This is a genomic window from Burkholderia sp. BCC0398 (assembly GCF_902833245.1).
GTDB lineage: Bacteria > Pseudomonadota > Gammaproteobacteria > Burkholderiales > Burkholderiaceae > Burkholderia > Burkholderia sola.
Window position 1 is genome coordinate 62,395 of record NZ_CADFEM010000018.1, and the last position, 19,005, is coordinate 81,399.

Genomic DNA, 19,005 nt, shown 5'->3' on the forward strand with positions numbered 1-19,005 from the left:
GCTTTCCCGCGCGCGATGCACCGTGCTAGAATTCGCCGCTCATTGGGGAGTAGCCGCTCCGCTCGATGTCCCGCGCTCCCGGCGCGCATCGTGACGGAGGCGTCCGTCAACAGACTTGGCCGTTCGGCCATGGCGGACGCAGCCACGTTGGCCTGGCGAGACCGATGGTTCATTGCGCGCTGCATCAGGGCCCGGCGCGCGGTGGATCGTCGCTCGCACGCACAACAATGGCCCGTGGAACCCCATTCGTGTCTCAAGCCTTCCTGATCTCCACCGGCGCCGTCGCCCTCGCTGAAATCGGCGACAAGACCCAACTGCTTTCCCTCGTTCTGGCCGCGCGCTATCGCAAGCCGGTGCCGATCATTCTCGGCGTGCTCGTCGCGACGCTCGTCAACCACGGTTTTGCCGGCGCGCTCGGCGAATGGCTGGGCGTGCTCGTCACGCCGTCGATCATGCGCTGGGCGCTCGCGTTCTCGTTCATCGCGATGGGGCTGTGGATTCTGGTGCCGGACAAGCTCGACGAGAACGAAGCCAATACGACGCGCTCGCGGCTCGGCGTGTTCGGCACGACGCTCGTCGCGTTCTTCCTCGCGGAGATGGGCGACAAGACGCAAATCGCGACCGTCGCGCTGGCCGCCCGCTTCCAGGATTACATCGGCGTCGTGGCCGGCACGACGTTCGGGATGATGCTCGCGAACGTGCCGGCGATCTTGCTCGGCGACCGCTTCGCACACCGTCTGCCGACGAAGCTCGTGCACGGGATCGCGGCCGTGCTGTTCGTCGTGCTCGGCGCGCTGGCGCTGCTGGGTGTCGGAGTCTGACGGAAAGGAAACTGACGGCGCGGCCGGGCGGCCGCGCCAGGGTGGAATGCCGCGTTACTTCGCGACGGCAGCGCCCGACGCGGGCGCCGCCGGCACCGCGCGCTCGTTGGCGGCCGGCGCCGCCGGCCCGCCGCGCTTGTCGACCGGCAGCCGGACCGTGCGGACCGCCCCGTTCGACAACGGGAAATCGGCGAGCGCGCTGCGCGCGAGGAACGGCATCGCGTACAGCAGCGTACCGTTGTCGCCGGTCGTGCGCGCGGACACGTTGTAGACCTCCTTGCCCGTCGCGCGCTCGGTGATGCGGATGCCGAGCATGTAGTCGAACATCTGGTACGTCTGCGCGACATAGCCGGCCGGCATCGGCCCCCAGGGACCCCACGGGCCCCAGGGACTCCACGGCCCGCCTCGCCAGTACGGCCCCGGCCCCATGAACCACGGATCATAGTAGACCGGTTGCGGCACCGTCACGAGATCGCTGCCGACCGAATAGGTCAGCCCGACCAGATAGCGGGCCTGCGACTGCGGCACCTGCCGGAACGCATACGCGGACAGCTCGTTCGCGACGATCGGCTCGTAGGTCGACTGCTCGATGCTGTTCTTCTGCGCGTCCGTGCGCGTGAACGCATAGGTGCGGGTCGCGTCGCTGCCGCTCCAGTCGGAGAAGGCCGTGACCCGGGTGGTCACGTAGCTGGTGCAGCCCGTCAGCAGCGCGACGCACAGCGCCGCCGCCCAGCCCGCACCGCGAAAAATCCATTCGCGTTTCATGTTGATCCTCGTCGATCCGTCACCCGTTCGTCGCACCGCGCGAAGCACAACGGGATGCCGATAATACGCGGACTCCCGGAAGCGGTAAAAAGTTCGCCCGGCACACCGCCGCAAGCCTTTGTACAATGGCCCGGTTCGCCTGGCCCGCGCGACGGGCCCGTCCCCCACTCCACCCGATCTCGACGACCATGTCCGACAACGCCTCCTCCACCGTGATCCGCCGCGCCGACTACACGCCGCCGGCCTTCCTCATCGACTCCGTCGCACTCGAATTCGATCTCGCGCCGGCCCGCACGATCGTCAGGAACACGATGCGCGTGCGCCGCAATCCGGATGCCGCGCCCACCCCGCACCTGGAGCTGATGGGCGAGGCGCTCGACTTCCTCGGCGCGCGGCTGGATGGCGCGCCGCACGGCGCGGTGCGCGCGCACGAACACGGCCTGACGGTCGAGAACGTGCCCGACGCGTTCGAGCTGACGCTCGAAAGCGCGTGCGCGCCCGACCAGAATACGACGCTGTCGGGCCTCTACGTGTCGAGCGGCAACTTCTTCACGCAGTGCGAGGCCGAGGGCTTTCGCCGCATCACCTACTTCCTCGACCGCCCCGACGTAATGGCGTCGTACACGGTCACGCTGCGCGCCGACAAGGCCGCGTACCCGGTGCTGCTGTCGAACGGCAACCTCGTCGATTCGGGCGACCTGCCCGACGGCCGCCACTTCGCGAAGTGGGAAGACCCGTTCCGCAAGCCGAGCTACCTGTTCGCGCTGGTCGCGGGCAAGCTCGTCGCGATCGAGGAAACGATCACGACCGGCTCCGGCAAGGAAAAGCTGCTGCAGGTATGGGTCGAACCGGCCGATCTCGACAAGACGCGTCACGCGATGGATTCGCTGATCCATTCGATCCGCTGGGACGAAAAACGCTTCGGCCTCGAGCTCGATCTCGACCGCTTCATGATCGTCGCGGTCGGCGACTTCAATATGGGCGCGATGGAGAACAAGGGACTCAACATCTTCAACACGAAGTACGTGCTGGCGAACCCCGAGACCGCGACCGACACCGATTTCGCGAACATCGAGTCGGTGGTCGGCCACGAGTACTTCCACAACTGGACCGGCAACCGCGTGACCTGCCGCGACTGGTTCCAGCTGAGCCTGAAGGAAGGGCTGACGGTATTCCGCGACCAGGAATTCTCGGCCGACATGGCCGCAGGCAACGACGTCGAATCGGCGGCCCGCGCGGTCAAGCGCATCGAGGACGTGCGCGTGCTGCGCCAGTTGCAGTTCGCCGAGGACGCCGGCCCGATGGCGCACCCGGTACGCCCGGAAAGCTACGTCGAGATCAACAACTTCTACACGATGACCGTCTACGAGAAAGGCTCGGAAGTCGTGCGGATGTACCAGACGCTGTTCGGCCGCGACGGCTTCCGCAAGGGGATGGACCTCTACTTCAAGCGCCACGACGGCCACGCGGTGACCTGCGACGACTTCCGTCACGCGATGGCCGACGCTAACGGGCGCGACCTCGCGCAGTTCGAGCGCTGGTACAGCCAGGCCGGTACGCCGCGCGTGTCGGTGCGCACCGCGTACGACGCAGCCGCGCGCCGCTATACGGTCACCCTCGCGCAAGGCTACGGCGACGCGTCGCCGGCCGCGCGCGAAACGCAGCAAGGGCCGCTGCTGATCCCGTTCGCGATCGGCCTGATCGGCCGCGACGGCCGCGACCTGCCGCTGCGTCTGGACGGCGAAGCCGCCGCATCGGGCACGACGCGCGTGCTCGTGTTCACCGACACCGAGCAGACCTTCACGTTCGTCGACGTGCCGGAAGCGCCGCTGCCGTCGCTGCTGCGCAACTTCTCGTCGCCGGTGATCGTCGAGTACGACTACAGCGACGACGATCTCGCGTTCCTGCTCGCGCACGACAGCGATCCGTTCAACCGCTGGGAAGCCGGCCAGCGCCTCGCGACGCGCGCGCTGCTGACGCTCGCCGCCCGTGCCGCCGCCGACGCGCCGCTCGCGCTCGGCGAGAACTTCGTCGCCGCGTTCCGCCGCGTGCTGACCGACGAAAACCTGTCGCCGGCGTTCCGCGAACTCGCGCTGACGCTGCCGTCGGAAACCTACCTCGCCGATCAGATGGCCGAGGCCGACCCGGCCGCCGTGCATCGCGCGCGCCAGTTCGTGCGCCGCCAGCTCGCGACCGCGCTGCGCGCCGAGTGGCTCGCCGCGTACGAGCAGCACCAGACGCCCGGCGCCTACGAGCCGACGCCGGAAGCGTCGGGCCGCCGCGCGCTGAAGAACCTCGCGCTCGCGTATCTCGCCGAACTCGACGATCCGGCCGATGCCGTACGCATCGCCACGGCCCAGTACGACGCGGCGAACAACATGACCGATCGCGCGGCGGCGCTCGGCGCGCTGCTGTCCGCGGCCGCCGCAGGCGCGAACGGGCCGGCCGAGCATGCGCTCGACGACTTCTACCGTCGCTTCGAGAAGGAAGCGCTCGTGATCGACAAGTGGTTCGCGATGCAGGCTGCGCAACGCGGTACGCCCGCGCAGCCGACGCTCGCGAAGGTGCGCAAGCTGCTCGCGCACCCCGCGTTCAACCTGAAGAACCCGAACCGCGCGCGCTCGCTGATCTTCAGCTTCTGCGCGGCGAACCCCGCGCAATTCCACGCGGCAGACGGTTCGGGCTACGCGTTCTGGGCCGAACAGGTGCTCGCGCTCGACACGATCAACCCGCAGGTCGCGGCGCGCCTCGCGCGCTCGCTCGAACTGTGGCGCCGCTTCACGCCGGCGCTGCGCGACCGGATGCGCGAAGCGCTCGAACAGGTCGCCGCCGGCGCGAAATCGCGCGACGTGCGCGAGATCGTCGAGAAGGCGCTCGCGTAAGTCGCGCGATCGTCCCGTCGCGTCCGCGCGATCGAGCCGGCGCCGCCTCACGCGGCGCCGGCTTTTTTATTGCACGCGCGCGGCCGAAACCGCGCGCACGGGGTCGGACCGCTCGGCCTGTCTCCGCGGTGATGCATGCCCCGCCCCGTCATCGCCGCCCGATACCGGGCCGATTCGGCGCCCCGCCCATGTAACCGGACGAAAAAAGCCGGCGGCAGCGGAGGCGCGACGGGTAAAATTGCGGCCATTCAAGGATTCTTTGGCCTTTCGGAGTCTGTCATGTCCATTGCCCGCCGCACCACGCTGTCGAAGTTCCTGATCGAACAGCAACGTGAGACCAACAACCTCCCCGCCGACCTGCGCCTGTTGATCGAAGTCGTCGCTCGCGCGTGCAAGGCGATCAGCTACAACGTGTCGAAGGGCGCGCTCGGCGAAGCGCTCGGCACCGCCGGCAGCGAGAACGTCCAGGGTGAAGTGCAGAAGAAGCTCGACATCCTGTCGAACGAAATCCTGCTCGACGCGAACGAATGGGGCGGCAACCTCGCCGCGATGGCGTCGGAAGAAATGGAGACGTTCTTCCCGATCCCGGCGAACTACCCGCGCGGCGAATACCTGCTCGTGTTCGATCCGCTCGACGGCTCGTCGAACATCGACGTCAACGTGTCGATCGGCACGATCTTCTCGGTGCTGCGCTGCCCGGACGGCAAGCAGGCGACCGAGGAATCGTTCCTGCAGCCCGGCACCGAGCAGGTCGCGGCCGGCTATGCGGTGTACGGCCCGCAGACGGTGTTCGTGCTGACGACCGGCAACGGCGTGAACTGCTTCACGCTCGACCGCGAAGTCGGCTCGTGGGTGCTCACGCAGAGCAACATGGAGATCCCGGCCGACACGCGCGAATACGCGATCAACGCATCGAACGCACGCCACTGGTACGACCCGGTCAAGCGCTACGTCGATGAGCTGAACGCCGGCAAGGACGGCCCGCGCGGCGACAACTTCAACATGCGCTGGATCGCGTCGATGGTCGCCGACGTGCACCGGATCCTGAACCGCGGCGGCATCTTCATGTACCCGGCCGACAAGCGCACGCCCGATCGTCCGGGCAAGCTGCGCCTGATGTACGAAGCGAACCCGATGTCGTTCATCGTCGAACAGGCAGGCGGCGCCGCCACGACCGGCACGCAGCGGATCATGGAAGTGCAGCCGACCGGCCTGCACCAGCGCGTGCCCGTGTTCCTCGGTTCGAAGAACGAAGTCGAGCGCGTGACCGGCTATCACGACGAAGCAAAATAATTGCACTGCAGCACTGGACGGAGGTGCGAGACCTCAGTACAATCGCGCCTTCGCGATATGGCCCCAACGGGTCGCGTCGCGGTGAAGTGAAAGCGGAAAGTCCGCCGGATCGCGGGTTTCGCGAAGCAGCCGCAGCAAGCTGAAAAAAATTTCGCAAAACCTATTGCCAAGATCGCGGATTTCACCATATAATTTCATTTCTCTGCTGCCGGTGTAGCTCAGTTGGTAGAGCAGCGCATTCGTAATGCGAAGGTCGTAGGTTCGACTCCTATCTCCGGCACCAAGACATAAAGGTCTGACAAGCATCGCTTGTCAGACCTTTTCTCTTTTCCGGCGTCGAAATCCTGAAGTCGTTCGCCGGCGCGCACGACCGATCACGCCGTGTACGATCTTCGCGTACGGATTCGGCAATCGCCCGCGCAAGCTGTCCGGCGCCAATCATCGCGGCGGCGGTTATCTGCGCAACATCCGCTCGACATTTCCACGCACTCAACGGCCGCCGGCCGATCGTATCGACCATCCCTTGCCGTGCGTAGCCGCACGGCCTGCGGCGGCCATGACGACGACGACCGACTTGCCCGACCTCGACAGCCCACGCAACGGCACCGCCTTTGTCGTGCGTCCCGACCGGCACGTGCCCAGCCGCCGGCACGACGCGCGCGCCGACGACATGGATGCCACGCTCGATCTCCCGCTCCATCCACACGCATCGTCCGAAGCCAATCCATCAGGATACCGAATGAGGGTGGACGTCGGATACGTCACGCGCTACCCCAATCGGTGCCATACGATGCCCCGCATCAGCGACGCGATGCGCCGCGCTTCCCGCCGGTTCGTACGGCTGTCGATCGACGCGATTCGCGATGCCGTGACCATCTGAACGCCTGATCGCCGATGCAGTAGACGGCCTGCCCCGAGGCCACGTTGCCAGCGACAACGCTTGAGCGATGACGTGCCCGGCGGACGACTTCAGCGATAGCCAATCCTTACAGACTCATTTCGCCATGCGTCCAGCGCGCACGGAACATGCGCTGAGCAGACGAATCCCCTGGAAAATCTGCTTAAGGGTGCATAACATTACTTAACGATCCTGACCCGTCTATCGCGTTACATTGCGTGGGCGGCGCGACGGCCGCATGTCGCTACCCACCAGCTTGCGGCGTGCAACGGCCGGTGCCCGGTCATTTCGACTCAACCCAAGGAGAGGACCACCATGACTCATGGCTTGATTATGTGGCTCATCATCGGCGCGATCGCCGGCTGGCTCGCCGGCTTGCTCGTGAAGGGCGGCGGCTTCGGGCTGATCGTCGACATCATCGTCGGGATCGTCGGCGCGGTGATCGGCGGCTGGCTTGCCGGGCTGCTCGGCATCAGCATCGGCAGCGGCTTCATCGGCTCGGTGATCGTCGCGGTCATCGGCGCGGTGATCCTGTTGTTCGTGATCCGGCTGTTCAGACGCGCGGCCTGACGTTTCTCTCCACGCGCCTTCGGGCGCGTTTTAGCATCGGGCCGGCGCGCGGCTCGTTCGCCGCGCGCGGCCGATCCCGTCAACCCTTCGCGTGCCGCAACCCGCCGTCGAGCACGTCGGCCGTCAGCAATCCACTGCGCGCTTCACGCACTCCATTTCGCCCGATCCGCACGGCCCGTGCCGTTCGGCACGCCGGACGCCTCGTGCCCGCCGGCCGCCGACGGCGCCGCAAGCCACCGCGCGTAGCCTGCCGCGTGCGATTTCACAGCGACCATTTCAGTTCTCCATAGAAAGTACGCCCCGGATACGGGTGGAACACGTAATAGCGGCGGTCCGTCAGGTTGTCGATGCCGGCCGACGCGGTCCAGTGACGATCGAAGCGGTAGCGCGCCTTCAGATCGACGACCGTGAACGAACTCGTGCCGCCGTAGACGTCCGGATTCACGTCGCTGTTGTCGAGCGTGTTGAACTGGCGGCCCGAGTAGCGCACGCCGACGCTCGCGAGCCAGTGCTCGTCGAAGCGATATGACGCGAGCAGGTTCGCGCGCATGCGCGCAATGCGCGGGAAACGCGAACCGACATAGGCCGGATTCGCGGCATCGGCGAGGATCTGCGCGTTGCTCGCCGATACGTTCGCGTCGACGTTGAGCCCGCGCAGCCCGACGTTTTCGCCGCTGAACGCCAGTTCGACGCCGCGCACCCGCACGCGATCGACGTTCGAGATGTTGGTGACGGTGGTCGCGCCCGACACCGTCGTCTGGCTGTAGATCGAATCGCGCAGGTCGCTCTGGAACACGCTCGCGCGCATGACACCGACGCCCACGTCGCGTTCGGCCGTGAAGTCCCAGTCGATCGCCTTTTCCGGGCGCAGGTTCGCGTTGTTGTTGACGATCGCGTTGTTCGAGATCGTGCCCTGGAACAGTTCGCCGACCGTCGGGAACCGCGTGCCGGTCGCGAACGACAGCCGGAAGCGCCAGACCTGCGTCGCATCCCACTGCAGCGCGACTTTCGGCGACAGCGCATTCGCGCCGCGGTCCGCGTAGCCGAGCGTGCCGTTCGCATTGCCGAGCGCGCCGCCGTACGCGTCCCAGCGCTCGTAGCGCAGCCCGAGCGTCGCAAGCCAGCCCGGCGCGAAGCGCCACGCATCCTGCCCGAACAGCGCCTGCGTGCGCGTGTCGCCGCGATAGACGCTCGCGAGCGAAGTGGTCGGCCCGGCCAGCCAGTCGGCCGTGTTGTACGTGACGTTGCGCAGGAAGTAGTTGTCGTAGTGATAGCCGAACGTGAACGTATGGCCCTTCACTGCCGGCGCCTCGGCCTTCAGGTCGAGCGTGCGCCAGCCGGTGCCGTCGCCCTGGAACAGCGTGCCCGCCCCGCCCTGCACGGTCGAGGCCGCGCGCAGCACGTCGCGCGACACGTCGTACGCGGACACCACGCCCGACAGCCGCCAGCCGGATTCGAGCCGGCCGTTCAGTCCGAGCGCATACAGCCAGTTCTCCTGGTCGCCGCGCTGCGGCGCGAATGCGCTCGGCGCGACCGTCATGTTCTGGCCGCCGATCGACACGTTGCCGCCGTAGACCGGAGCGCCGGCCGCCGGATTGCCCGTCGCATCGCGCAGGAAGGTCTCGCCGTGCTGCCGGTAATGGTTCTCCCAATGCCCGAGCGTCAGCGTCGCATCGACACGATCCGTGAACGCATAGCCGATCCGGACCGTCTCGTTGAGCTGCTCGGTCCGCTCGATCGTCTGTGCGCCGACGATCGTCCGCGGCTTGCCGTTGGGTCCGATGTCGGTCGCTGCGCCCGTCACGGGAACGGCGGCGCCCAGTTTCGGGTTGTAGGCCGAATTGGGGCTCGCGTACTGCATCGGCTGGCCGTCGTTCTCCAGCCGGTCGAGCGACAGCGCGAGCCAGAACCGGCCGACGCGGTTCGCGATCCGCGCGGTCTGGTGATTGCCGCCGAAGCTGTCCGCGAACCCGTAGCCGTCGCGGTAGCGCTGCGTGAAGAACTGCGTCGACAGCGACGCCTCGAGCTGTTCGGGGCGCCGCGTGGTGAGCAGCACGGTCGAGCCGATCGAATTGCCCGGATACAGTGCGGAAAAGGGGCCATAGAGCACGTCGACGCGCGCGATGTCGTCGGGCGGAATCAGCGACCAGCGCGGCGGGTACGCATAACTCGACCCGAGCAGGTTCGACAGCAGCACGCCGTCGGCATAGACGAGCCCGCGCGCGCTCTGTAGTTCGTTGAAGTCGCGGCCCGCGAATACGCTGTTGCGGTCGCCGATGTAGCGCTTGCGGACCATCAGGTTCGGCGCGTACTTCAGCGCGTCCTCCGTGGTGACGTTGGTGTGCGCATCGATCTGCTCGCGCGTGATCGACGCGACGACGGCCGGCGTATCCGGGTCGACCGGTTGCCGCTGCGCAGTCACGCTGACGGCGGTCAACGTATCGCCGACCGCCACGGCCGCTGCAGCGACACCGACGGCCGCCGGCGCCGCGGCGGCGGCGGGACGATCGATGCCACCGCCATGGGCCGCGTCGGCGCGGGCATCGTCGGTCGAAGCCGCGTGGGCGGCCGGCCATGCGAAAGCGGCCGCGCATGCGAGCGCGAGCCGCGCACGCACGCACGGCGCGACGCGCGGGCCGAGGCCGCAGGCGGCTCACGCGCCACCGGGGCGCGCGAAGGACATCAATCAGACCGGAACGTTTTCAGGCGGGGCGCACGGCTGCGCAAGACGGATGCCCCTGCGGGGCACATCGGGAACGATCGGGGCGACCATCCGATACGCGAACGTGCGTACGAAGCCCGGCATCGCAGGCAGGCTCGTGCCCAGCGCGACGTTCGCGGCGAAGCCGGGACAGTACACGCAATGCGGGACGCCGGCGTGGTCGAACGACGACCTGTCGCGGTCGTCGCCCGCTTGCGCGAGCACGACCCGACGCGCGCCCGCTGCACTGCACAACTCGAGCGTGAGCGCGCCGGAACCGCTCGACGCAACACGCGCGTAGCCGACGACGGGCGACAGTACGTTCAGTACCAGCGCCAGCCATACGAGGCCGATCCATCGCGTCGTTCGTCTCATCGCGGTCCAGGAAAAAGTGCGCGCAAGTATAGCAAGCGGCCCGATTGTCGCCGTCGCGCGGCGCGCGATAGCGGGCATCACACTTCGCGCCGGAGCGCATGTGCCGTTAATACAACAGAGACAAAATCTAACGATTCGCCGCTGGCACAAATCCGAGCGCGAGGTTGATAATCATTGAACCTGCTGGAGAAACGATCATGGACGAAAGACCGACTCGCATGCCACCGCCCGAGCAAGTGATGAGCCCGGATCCGGAACCCGTCGGCGTGGAATTCCTCGCCGAATTGCCCGAGCACGTTCGGGCATTCTTCGACGAGCAGCACAAGCTGTACTCGCCGAAGTGAACGCCGGTCCGGTTCTGTAACCGCCACGTGTCGACCCTCGCTATCGTGCGGTTCATCCTAGCGCTTCGCGCGCAATTCGCTTCGCACCCGGGCTGCAACAGCCTGACGGTGCCGGGTCAGCTCGCCTGCTGATTCTCCTGTCGCGACGCTACGCCGCGCGACTGTCTTCGTCTATCCTTCTGGTTTTCCACGTCCGGCCCGCCCGGCTCTCCTGATCGTTCCGATGAAGCAAGCCATTCGTGCCAGCGTCGCTGTCGCCGCACTCGGCGTCGCCCTCCTTTCGTCGCCTGCCGTCCGCGCAGACGGCGACGACACCGCCCTCACCAACGTCGTTGCGCTCGCGTCGCAGCGCCTCGCGCTCGCCGAACCGGTCGCGCGATGGAAATGGGCGAATCACAAGGCCATCGAAGACCAGCCGCGCGAAGCGGCCCTGCTCACTGCCGTCGAAAAGCGCGCGACCGAGGCCGGCGTCGATCCCGCCTTCGCCCGCACATTCTTCGAGGATCAGATCACCGCAAGCAAGGACGTGCAGAACGCACTGTTCGCGACCTGGCGCGCGACGCGGCCGCCGGAAGGCACGCCGCCCGATCTCGCGACCAGCACGCGGCCGGCACTCGATCGGCTGACGCAGAAAATGCTCGCCGGTCTCGCACAGGTCGCCCCGCTGCGCGACGCGCCCGATTGCCAGGCGCGGCTCGCGCGCAGCATCGCGAACTGGAAGACGCTCACGCGCTACGATTCCACGCAGACGCGGGCACTCGATACCGCGCTGTCGCATGTCTGCTCCGCCGGCGGGGCCAGCGCGATCGGCTGACGCGGCGGGCACGGATCGCCCGGCGGCGCTCAGTCCGCGGCGGTCAGCGCCGCGAGCGGAATCACCTGCAGGCCGCGCGCGAGATGCGTCTGCAGCAGGCGATGGGTGAAGGGTTCGAACACGCCGCCCGCCGCGTCGGCCGCGAGCCGCGCAGCCGCATCGAGCGAGTCCGCCGAACCGAGATAGCACCAGCCATCGATCACATGAAACAGGCGGCGCTCGCCGTCCGCCTCGAAGGCGACCGCGCCTTCGAACGGCCAGGGCGCACTGCCCGCGCGGACGGCGTCGGCCGTGGGGCGCCGATTGTACGACGGGCGCAACCGGGCGATCCATTGCGCTTCGGCCAACATCGCCCCCAGCTCGTTGCCGGTCTCGCGCCATTCGACGCGCCGCACCTGCTGCGCGAGCCGCATTTCCTTCGACGAGCGGCGCTCGCCGGTCAGCAGCGCGCGCAGCCGCTGCCGCACGCGCACGCTACGACCCACATACAGCGCTTCGTCACGCTCCCCGAACAGCGCATACGCGCCGCACCCTGCCGGCGCGGTATCCAGCCAGGCCTCGGTCAGATCGCCGCCCAGACGGAAGTGGCGCGTCGTGCGCGCGATCTGGTCGCGCAGCCGCTCGAGCGGCACGATGTCGTGCAACTGGCGCCAGAACTGCCAGATCAGGTCGGCATCGGCCAGCGCCCGGTGACGCGCGGCCGGAACGAGCCCATGCCGTTCGATCAACGCATCGAGCCCGTGCCGCGATTCGCGCGGAAACAACGCGCGCGACAGCCGCACCGTACAGAGCACGTCGGGATTGAACGCCAGGCCGGCGCGCTCGAATTCGGCGCGCAGGAAGCCGCGGTCGAAGCTCGCGTTGTGCGCGACGAACAGCTTCCCGTCGAGCCGCTCGAACAGCGCCGGCGCGAGCGATGCGAACGTCGGCGCATCGCGCACCATCGCGTCCGAGATGCCCGTCAGTTGCTGGATGAACGGCGGAATCGCCTGCCCCGGATTGACGAGGCTCGTCCACGTCGACACGCCGAGCGGTCCGATTTCGACCACGCCGATTTCGGTAATGCGGTGGTCGGCGGACGAGCCGCCGGTGGTTTCAAGGTCGACGAAGACGAGCGGCTGCTCGCTGGCGGGATCGGACGGAACGGAATCGGACATGAAAAGACAGGGAAACGATGCTTCCGTGAGTATGCACCGGCATGCGTACTCGGGCCAGCCCGGACCGGCTCGCTCCGTCCCCCCGAAAACAAAAAGCCCCCGCGATGCGGGGGCCGGACGTGATCGGCAATGCGTGGCGCGTCAGACCGCCTGGATATTCGCTGCCTGCTTGCCTTTCGGTCCGACTTTGACCTCGAACGAAACACGCTGGTTTTCTTTCAACGTCTTGAAGCCGTCCATCCGGATTTCGGAAAAGTGCGCAAACAAATCTTCACCGCCATTGTCCGACGTAATAAAGCCAAAACCTTTAGCATCGTTAAACCATTTCACGATACCGGTATCCATGTCTTCTTTCCCCACTCGATAAGATCAAAAAAGCTATTTTTATAGCCGTTTCCCGAAATCCCGAAACATTGCGCCAGCACCCACACCAGCACGCCGCCCGAGGACGGAGTGCTCACTTTATAAATTGGACAATCCGGGTGCGTCAAGAAAATTTTTAGCCACTGCTTTCTTGAAAAGACGCTAATACCACTGGAATCGGTACACCGTCACCGATGATTAATTGATTCGCATCAAAAACCTGTCAACATTACCGGGATCGGATCGCTAATAATCGCCGGAAGCGAAATTTCTACCGGGGACAAATCGACCCGGTAAAATCCTCGGGTTTTTTCGGGTTGCAGAAATCGGGCGACGTTGCGATCCTGAATCAATGCTGAAAGGAAGGAGAGGGTCATGTGGCTGGACGGAATCAAGCGCTTCGCGAGCCGGCTCGGACGCGTACGTCGCAAGTCCCGCGCCCTGGCCGAGTCCGCGCGCGAAGCGCCGTGCGATACCGAGTTCGATATGACATGGCACGGCGATCACTGGCAGAACCTGCTCGCATCGCCTCTGGATGCCCGTCACTACGTGATGGAAGACTGGACCAACACGCCGCCGCCGATCGAAGCAGAGGATGCCGCGCCTGCGGGCAAGCGCCAGCGCAAGCGCCGCTCGTACACGTCGTAGCGCGCTGAGCGGCCGGGCAAAAAAAAGCGCGACTGGGAAGTCGCGCCGACAAAGGTTTGGAGATCTTTTCCGTCAACGAAAAAGTCTGCTTCGGAAAGCAGAGATCGCAGTATAGCGAGAGAACCACCTTTCATTATCCATGCTCCACACAAACCTCTATTGCCGATGTGTCAATAATCGGGCTATAGCCGCTCCCGCCGGCCGCTGACCGTCCGTCGCAAACGCGCAACGCCCTCTACGCAGTCCTGATCGTTATTTCCATTTGCTGCGCCGCAGCGAACCCTTGCGTGGCAATCGGTTGCGCGACTTTCCCGATTTTTGCGGATTTCAAAACACACTGTTTCTTAAAGCGTGAACCGCCCTCGCTCCGCACACTTCGTACACTGCAAATGGATTTCTGATACGCGCACCGCCGTTCTGCGGCGCCGGCGACAGCATCAAACAAAGCACGGCCGTCCGCCCCAGGTTCGATCGACATCATCGTGTTTGGAGACAGATCCATGAACAAGACCCTGATCGTCGCCGCGTTGTCGGGTGTATTCGTTAGTGCCGCCCATGCACAAAGCAGCGTGACGCTGTACGGCCTGATCGACGCAGGCATCACTTACACGAACAATCAGGGCGGCCACAGCGCCTGGCAGGAAACGAGCGGTTCGATCAACGGCAGCCGCTGGGGCTTGCGCGGCACCGAAGATCTCGGCGACGGCCTGAAAGCCATCTTCACGCTGGAAAACGGTTTCGGCATCAACAACGGCGCGCTGAAGCAGAACGGTCGCGAATTCGGCCGGCAAGCGTTCGTCGGGATTGCGCACACCACCTACGGTTCGCTGACGCTGGGCCGGCAGTACGACAGCGTCGTCGACTATCTCGGGCCGCTGTCGCTGACCGGTACCCAGTATGGCGGCACCCAGTTTGCCCACCCGTTCGACAACGACAACCTCAACAACTCGTTCCGGATCAACAACTCGGTCAAGTATCAGAGCGCGAACTACGGCGGCCTCAAGTTCGGTGCGTTGTACGGGTTCTCCAACTCGTCGGCGTTCGCGAACAACCGCGCGTACAGCGGCGGCGTGTCGTACAGCTACCTCGGCTTCAACCTTGCCGCGGCCTACTTGCAGTTGAACAGCGACGTGAACGCGCTCGCGCAGGCCGCGTCCGATCCGGGCGCGGTCACCGGCGACTGGACCTTCGCGTCGCGCGTGCAGCGCACCTGGGGCGCCGGCCTCAATTACGGGTTCGGCCCCGCCACGGTCGGCTTCGTGTTCACCCAGACGCGCCTGACCGGCCTTCGCGCGATCAGCGCCGGCCAATCGGGCGTGGCGGGCGGCATCACGGGCCTCGGCGATACCGGGCGCTTCAGCAACTATGAGGTCAACGGCCGCTACGCGCTGACGCCGGCCCTGTCGTTCGCCGGCTCCTACACGTACACCCAGGGCCGCCTGTCCGGCGACAAGCCGACCTGGCACCAGTTCAACCTGCAAGCCGACTACGCGCTGTCGAAGCGCACCGACGTGTACCTGCAGGGCGAGTTCCAGAAGGTCAACAGCGACGGACTGGACCTCGGCGCCAACATCAACGGGCTGGGCGCCGCGTCATCGACCAACAAGCAGATCGCGGTCACGGCCGGCCTGCGTCACCGCTTCTGAGCGACCGGCCCGTTCGCCATACGCCGAAAGACGAAGCGCCCCATCGGGGCGCTTTTTCTTTCTCGCGGCGCGGGCCGCCAGTCAGGCGTCGCCCCGCGCCGGATACCGGACGTCGAGTATGTCGATCGGCTGCGGGCCGGCCGGCGTCATCAGCGTGACGGTGTCGCCGATCTTCGCCTTGATCAGCGCACGCGCGACCGGCGAGATCCAGCTGACGCAGCCGCGGTCGAGATCGACCTCGTCGATCCCGACGATCGTCACCGTGTGATCCTCGCCGTCCGGCGTCTCGTAATCGACCGTCGCGCCGAAGAACACCTGGTCGACGTTCTCCTGCCGGCTCGCGTCGACGACTTCCGCAAGGTCGAGCCGCTTCGTCAGGAAGCGGATGCGGCGATCGATCTCGCGAAGCCGCCGCTTGCCGTAGATATAGTCGCCGTTTTCCGACCGGTCGCCGTTCGAGGCCGCCCACGACACGAGCCGCACGACCTCGGGACGTTCGACGTCGATCAGGTTCAGCAACTCGTCCCTCAGCCGCTTGTGGCCGGCCGGCGTGATGTAGTTCTTCGCGCCCGCCGGAATCGCGGGTTGAGCCTGGTCGAGATCGTCGTCGTCACCGTCCGACTCTTTGACAAACGCCTTGTTCATGATGCAGATTCAACGTGGATGACTGATCCCTCAAGGGTACACGATGGGCGGCCGGCCACGGCCATGGCACCAAATTCGCGAATAAGGCTTCCCTTTTTATACGACTCTGCTATACTTCCGCTTCTGCGTGCGGCTGTAGCTCAGTTGGATAGAGTACTTGGCTACGAACCAAGGGGTCGTGGGTTCGAATCCTGCCAGCCGCGCCACTTTTTCGAGGGCCTTCCGAACCGAAGGCCCTTTCAGTTCGAAGCAGTAGAAGTTTGTTGTTGCGTGCGGCTGTAGCTCAGTTGGATAGAGTACTTGGCTACGAACCAAGGGGTCGTGGGTTCGAATCCTGCCAGCCGCGCCACTTTTTTGGGGGCCTTCCCATCGCAGAAGGTTCCGACAGTTGAAGCAGTACCGTTTTGCGTGCGGCTGTAGCTCAGTTGGATAGAGTACTTGGCTACGAACCAAGGGGTCGTGGGTTCGAATCCTGCCAGCCGCGCCACCTTAAAAGGGCTTTCCTCCGGGAAAGCCCTTTTTCTTTTTGCGCCCGCCTCCCTCGTTCGCACCCTCACCCCGCACACGCTCGGCAAAGCGCCGGCATCATCGCACGCGCTTTCGACAGCCCCAATGAAAACGGCGGCCATAAGCCGCCGTCCGTCGATCATCGAATCCGCCCGCGCCCACCGCCGCGCGCGTCAACGTCAGTAATCCTGCCGCTCGCGCTCGATACGCATGCCGCCGTCATGGCGTGCATGCGCGCCGTCGTCGGTCGAACGCTCGCGCATGATCCGCATCACGTCCGGATTGGTTCTCACGCGCCGCATCACGTTCGCGAGATGCACGCGGTCGCTGACCTGGATCACGAAGCGCAGCACCGTCGACTCGTGCGTCAGATCCTCGTCCATCGCGATATGAACGATGTTCGCGTCGGCCGACGTGATGTCCGCCGCGACGCGCGCGAAGATGCCCTTCGTGTTCTTCACGAGCGCCTTCACCGCGACATCGAACAGGCGGCCCGGCTGCGGCGCCCATTCGACGTCGATCCAGCGGCCCGGATCGCGGCGATGGATGCGCTGCGCGACACGGCAATCCGTCGTATGAATCGCCATGCCCAGACCGATGCCGATGTAACCCATGATCGCATCGCCCGGGATCGGGCGGCAGCATGCGGACAACTGCACGGACATCCCTTCGGTGCCGGTAATCACGACCGGCGGCGCATGATGCGCGGGATGCCGCTCGGACTTCGGCAGATCGTCGTCCGCGTCGCGGCCGCTCATCAACACTTCGATGCGCTTCGCCATCACCGCGGCGACGCGACGACCGAGGCCGATATCCGCGAAAATTTCCTGACGACTCTTGTTGCCCGTCCACTGCACGAGCTTCTCCCACACCTCCGGCTCGACGTCGGCCAGCGCGAGACCGTAGCCCTTCAGGCTCTGGTCGACGAGCCGCTCGCCCAGTTGCACGGACTCGTTCAGGCGCATCGTCTTCAGGTAGTGGCGGATCGCCGAGCGCGCCTTGCCGGTACGCACGAAGCCGAGCCATGCGGGGTTCGGCTTCGAATACGGCGCGGTGATCACCTCGACGATGTCGCCGCTTTTCAGCTCGGTGCGCAGCGGCAGCAGCTCGTTGTTGATCTTCACGGCCACGCACTGGTTGCCGAGATCGCTGTGGATCGAATACGCGAAATCGAGCGCCGTCGCGCCGCGCGGCAGCGCCATGATCTTCGACTTCGGCGTGAACACGTAGACCGCATCCGGGAACAGGTCGATTTTCACGTGCTCGAGGAATTCGCTCGAATCGCCCGCTTCGCTCTGGATGTCGAGCAGCGACTTCAGCCACTGGTGCGCGCGCTTCTGCACGTCGCTGAGATCGGCGCTGCCGTTCTTGTACAGCCAGTGCGCGGCGACCCCTGCCTCGGCGATCTCGTGCATCTTGCGCGTGCGTACCTGGAACTCGATCGGCGCGCCGAACGGGCCGACGAGCGTCGTGTGCAGCGACTGATAGCCGTTGATCTTCGGGATCGCGATGTAATCCTTGAACTTGCCGGGTACGGGCTTGTACAGCGCGTGCAGCGCGCCGATGCACGTGTAGCAGTCGAGCGGGCCGTCGACGACGACCCGAAAACCGTACACGTCGAGCACCTGCGAGAACGACAGTTGCTTGTCGCGCATCTTGCGGTAGACGCTGTAGATGGTCTTCTCGCGGCCGGTGATCTCGGCGTCGATCTTCGCGTCGGCCATCGCGCGCTGCGCGGCCTCGAGGATCTTGCTGATCACTTCGCGGCGGTTGCCGCGCGCGGCCTTCACGGCCTTCTCGAGCGTCGCGTAGCGATGCGGGTTGAAGTTCGCGAAGCTCATGTCCTGCAGCTCGCGATACGTGTTGTTCAACCCGAGCCGGTGCGCGATCGGCGCGTAGATGTCGAGCGTTTCGCGCGCGACGCGGCGGCGCTTTTCCATCGGCACCGCGCCGAGCGTGCGCATGTTGTGCAGGCGGTCGGCGAGCTTGACGAGAATCACGCGCACGTCGCGCGCCATCGCGAGCAGCATCTTGCGGAAGTTTTCCGCCTGCGCTTCCTCGCGGCTGCGGAATTCCATCTTGTCGAGCTTCGACAGGCCGTCGACCAGTTCGGCGACCTTCGGGCCGAACCGCTCGGCCAGCTCGTTCTTGGTCACGCCCTGGTCTTCCATCACGTCGTGCAGCAACGCGGCCATCACGGCCTGCGCGTCGAGCTTCCAGCCGGCGCAGATTTCCGCGACGGCGACGGGATGGGTGATGTAGGGTTCGCCGCTCTGGCGATATTGACCGAGGTGGGCTTCGTCGCTGAAGTGGAACGCCGCCTTGACCTCTTTGATTTCGTCCGGAGCGAGATACTCGGCAAGCGCGGCCGTCAGTTTCGCGATCGAAACGACGCCGTGCTTGCGCGGTTGCTCCGGCGTGGCGGTCGGCCCGAACAGATGCCGGAAGGACTGTTCGAGGACCGCGTCGATGTACTGGCGCGCAGGCGACTGGGCCGTGGCTTCGGTGGTCGAATCCGCGGAGGCGGACGATGGGGTGGTGCTCATATTCGCCTCCAGGTCGAGTCGTTGCGCGCG

17 protein-coding genes, 4 tRNA genes, 1 pseudogene and 1 riboswitch are annotated in these 19,005 nt (G+C 65.7%); of the genes and pseudogenes, 13 read left to right on the forward strand and 9 right to left on the reverse strand.

Features of this window, described 5'->3' with window-relative positions; all coding sequences use genetic code 11:
* The first annotated feature begins 32 nt into the window (after positions 1-32).
* A riboswitch (yybP-ykoY riboswitch) is annotated at positions 33-170 on the forward strand.
* Positions 171-248: 78 nt separating this feature from the next.
* A complete protein-coding gene (locus HWX76_RS30875; protein WP_089488251.1) occupies positions 249-821 on the forward strand; it encodes a TMEM165/GDT1 family protein in 573 nt (190 codons plus the stop codon).
* Positions 822-875: 54 nt separating this feature from the next.
* Here the strand turns inward: HWX76_RS30875 and HWX76_RS30880 are convergent, their stop codons facing one another.
* Positions 876-1,586, reverse strand: coding sequence for a DUF4136 domain-containing protein (locus HWX76_RS30880; protein ID WP_089488250.1), 711 nt, complete (start codon positions 1,584-1,586; stop codon positions 876-878).
* 188 nt (positions 1,587-1,774) lie between these two features.
* Here HWX76_RS30880 and pepN point away from each other — a divergent pair, with 188 nt between their 5' ends.
* The 5 genes from pepN (at position 1,775) to HWX76_RS30905 (ending at position 7,229) form a co-directional block, all read left to right on the forward strand.
* A complete protein-coding gene (pepN, locus tag HWX76_RS30885; protein WP_050011573.1) occupies positions 1,775-4,468 on the forward strand; it encodes an aminopeptidase N in 2,694 nt (897 codons plus the stop codon).
* A gap of 279 nt (positions 4,469-4,747) precedes the next feature.
* The gene (locus tag HWX76_RS30890; protein WP_176016841.1) at positions 4,748-5,761 is read left to right on the forward strand and encodes a class 1 fructose-bisphosphatase; all 1,014 of its coding nucleotides are present in this window, start codon (positions 4,748-4,750) and stop codon (positions 5,759-5,761) included.
* A 207-nt stretch (positions 5,762-5,968) separates the two neighbouring features.
* Positions 5,969-6,044, forward strand: a tRNA-Thr gene (locus HWX76_RS30895).
* Positions 6,045-6,317: 273 nt separating this feature from the next.
* Positions 6,318-6,641, forward strand: coding sequence for a hypothetical protein (locus HWX76_RS30900; RefSeq protein WP_176016842.1), 324 nt, complete (start codon positions 6,318-6,320; stop codon positions 6,639-6,641).
* Between the two features lie 333 nt (positions 6,642-6,974).
* Positions 6,975-7,229, forward strand: a complete 255-nt coding sequence (locus HWX76_RS30905) for a GlsB/YeaQ/YmgE family stress response membrane protein (RefSeq protein WP_006476609.1) — start codon at positions 6,975-6,977, stop codon at positions 7,227-7,229.
* 79 nt (positions 7,230-7,308) lie between these two features.
* Here HWX76_RS30905 and HWX76_RS36845 read toward each other — a convergent pair.
* The 3 genes and pseudogenes from HWX76_RS36845 to HWX76_RS30915 form a co-directional block, all read right to left on the reverse strand.
* Positions 7,309-7,407: pseudogene (locus HWX76_RS36845) on the reverse strand (TlpA family protein disulfide reductase); the annotation flags it as partial.
* 84 nt (positions 7,408-7,491) lie between these two features.
* Positions 7,492-9,846 carry a TonB-dependent receptor gene (locus tag HWX76_RS30910; RefSeq protein ID WP_176016843.1) on the reverse strand — a complete coding sequence of 785 codons (2,355 nt, stop codon included), beginning with the start codon at positions 9,844-9,846 and terminating at the stop codon, positions 7,492-7,494.
* A 69-nt stretch (positions 9,847-9,915) separates the two neighbouring features.
* Positions 9,916-10,305: a DUF2946 domain-containing protein gene (locus HWX76_RS30915; RefSeq protein WP_176016844.1), complete on the reverse strand. Its 390-nt coding sequence runs from the start codon at positions 10,303-10,305 to the stop codon at positions 9,916-9,918.
* Positions 10,306-10,502: 197 nt separating this feature from the next.
* On the opposite strand from HWX76_RS30915, the gene HWX76_RS30920 reads away from it, so the two are divergent.
* Both HWX76_RS30920 and HWX76_RS30925 read left to right on the forward strand, forming a co-directional pair.
* Positions 10,503-10,649 (forward strand): hypothetical protein, encoded by a 147-nt coding sequence (locus HWX76_RS30920; protein ID WP_009690993.1) that lies wholly within the window; start codon positions 10,503-10,505, stop codon positions 10,647-10,649.
* Between the two features lie 223 nt (positions 10,650-10,872).
* The gene (locus HWX76_RS30925) at positions 10,873-11,463 is read left to right on the forward strand and encodes a chorismate mutase (protein ID WP_050011577.1); all 591 of its coding nucleotides are present in this window, start codon (positions 10,873-10,875) and stop codon (positions 11,461-11,463) included.
* Between the two features lie 29 nt (positions 11,464-11,492).
* On the opposite strand, the gene HWX76_RS30930 is transcribed toward HWX76_RS30925, so the two are convergent.
* The 3 genes from HWX76_RS30930 to HWX76_RS30940 form a co-directional block, all read right to left on the reverse strand.
* Positions 11,493-12,620: an exonuclease domain-containing protein gene (locus HWX76_RS30930; RefSeq protein ID WP_050011578.1), complete on the reverse strand. Its 1,128-nt coding sequence runs from the start codon at positions 12,618-12,620 to the stop codon at positions 11,493-11,495.
* A gap of 141 nt (positions 12,621-12,761) precedes the next feature.
* Positions 12,762-12,965: a cold-shock protein gene (locus tag HWX76_RS30935; protein WP_027783827.1), complete on the reverse strand. Its 204-nt coding sequence runs from the start codon at positions 12,963-12,965 to the stop codon at positions 12,762-12,764.
* 230 nt (positions 12,966-13,195) lie between these two features.
* Positions 13,196-13,360 carry a hypothetical protein gene (locus HWX76_RS30940; protein ID WP_160300489.1) on the reverse strand — a complete coding sequence of 55 codons (165 nt, stop codon included), beginning with the start codon at positions 13,358-13,360 and terminating at the stop codon, positions 13,196-13,198.
* Between HWX76_RS30940 and HWX76_RS30945 the strand changes: the two genes are divergently transcribed.
* Together HWX76_RS30945 and HWX76_RS30950 are read left to right on the forward strand one after the other, a co-directional pair.
* Positions 13,359-13,631 carry a hypothetical protein gene (locus tag HWX76_RS30945; protein WP_050011579.1) on the forward strand — a complete coding sequence of 91 codons (273 nt, stop codon included), beginning with the start codon at positions 13,359-13,361 and terminating at the stop codon, positions 13,629-13,631. The genes HWX76_RS30940 and HWX76_RS30945 overlap by 2 nt on opposite strands.
* Positions 13,632-14,131: 500 nt before the next feature.
* Complete coding sequence (locus HWX76_RS30950; protein WP_176016845.1) at positions 14,132-15,277, forward strand: porin; 1,146 nt, start codon at positions 14,132-14,134, stop codon at positions 15,275-15,277.
* Between the two features lie 81 nt (positions 15,278-15,358).
* Here HWX76_RS30950 and greB read toward each other — a convergent pair whose 3' ends face one another.
* Positions 15,359-15,922, reverse strand: coding sequence for a transcription elongation factor GreB (gene greB, locus HWX76_RS30955; protein WP_006476618.1), 564 nt, complete (start codon positions 15,920-15,922; stop codon positions 15,359-15,361).
* A 129-nt stretch (positions 15,923-16,051) separates the two neighbouring features.
* Here greB and HWX76_RS30960 point away from each other — a divergent pair.
* From HWX76_RS30960 to HWX76_RS30970, 3 genes are all read left to right on the forward strand, one after another.
* A tRNA-Arg gene (locus tag HWX76_RS30960) sits at positions 16,052-16,128 on the forward strand.
* A 66-nt stretch (positions 16,129-16,194) separates the two neighbouring features.
* A tRNA-Arg gene (locus HWX76_RS30965) sits at positions 16,195-16,271 on the forward strand.
* A gap of 61 nt (positions 16,272-16,332) precedes the next feature.
* Positions 16,333-16,409 (forward strand) — tRNA-Arg (locus HWX76_RS30970).
* 199 nt (positions 16,410-16,608) lie between these two features.
* Here HWX76_RS30970 and HWX76_RS30975 read toward each other — a convergent pair.
* Positions 16,609-18,975, reverse strand: a complete 2,367-nt coding sequence (locus HWX76_RS30975; protein WP_050011581.1) for a bifunctional (p)ppGpp synthetase/guanosine-3',5'-bis(diphosphate) 3'-pyrophosphohydrolase — start codon at positions 18,973-18,975, stop codon at positions 16,609-16,611.
* Positions 18,976-19,005 lie beyond the last annotated feature (30 nt).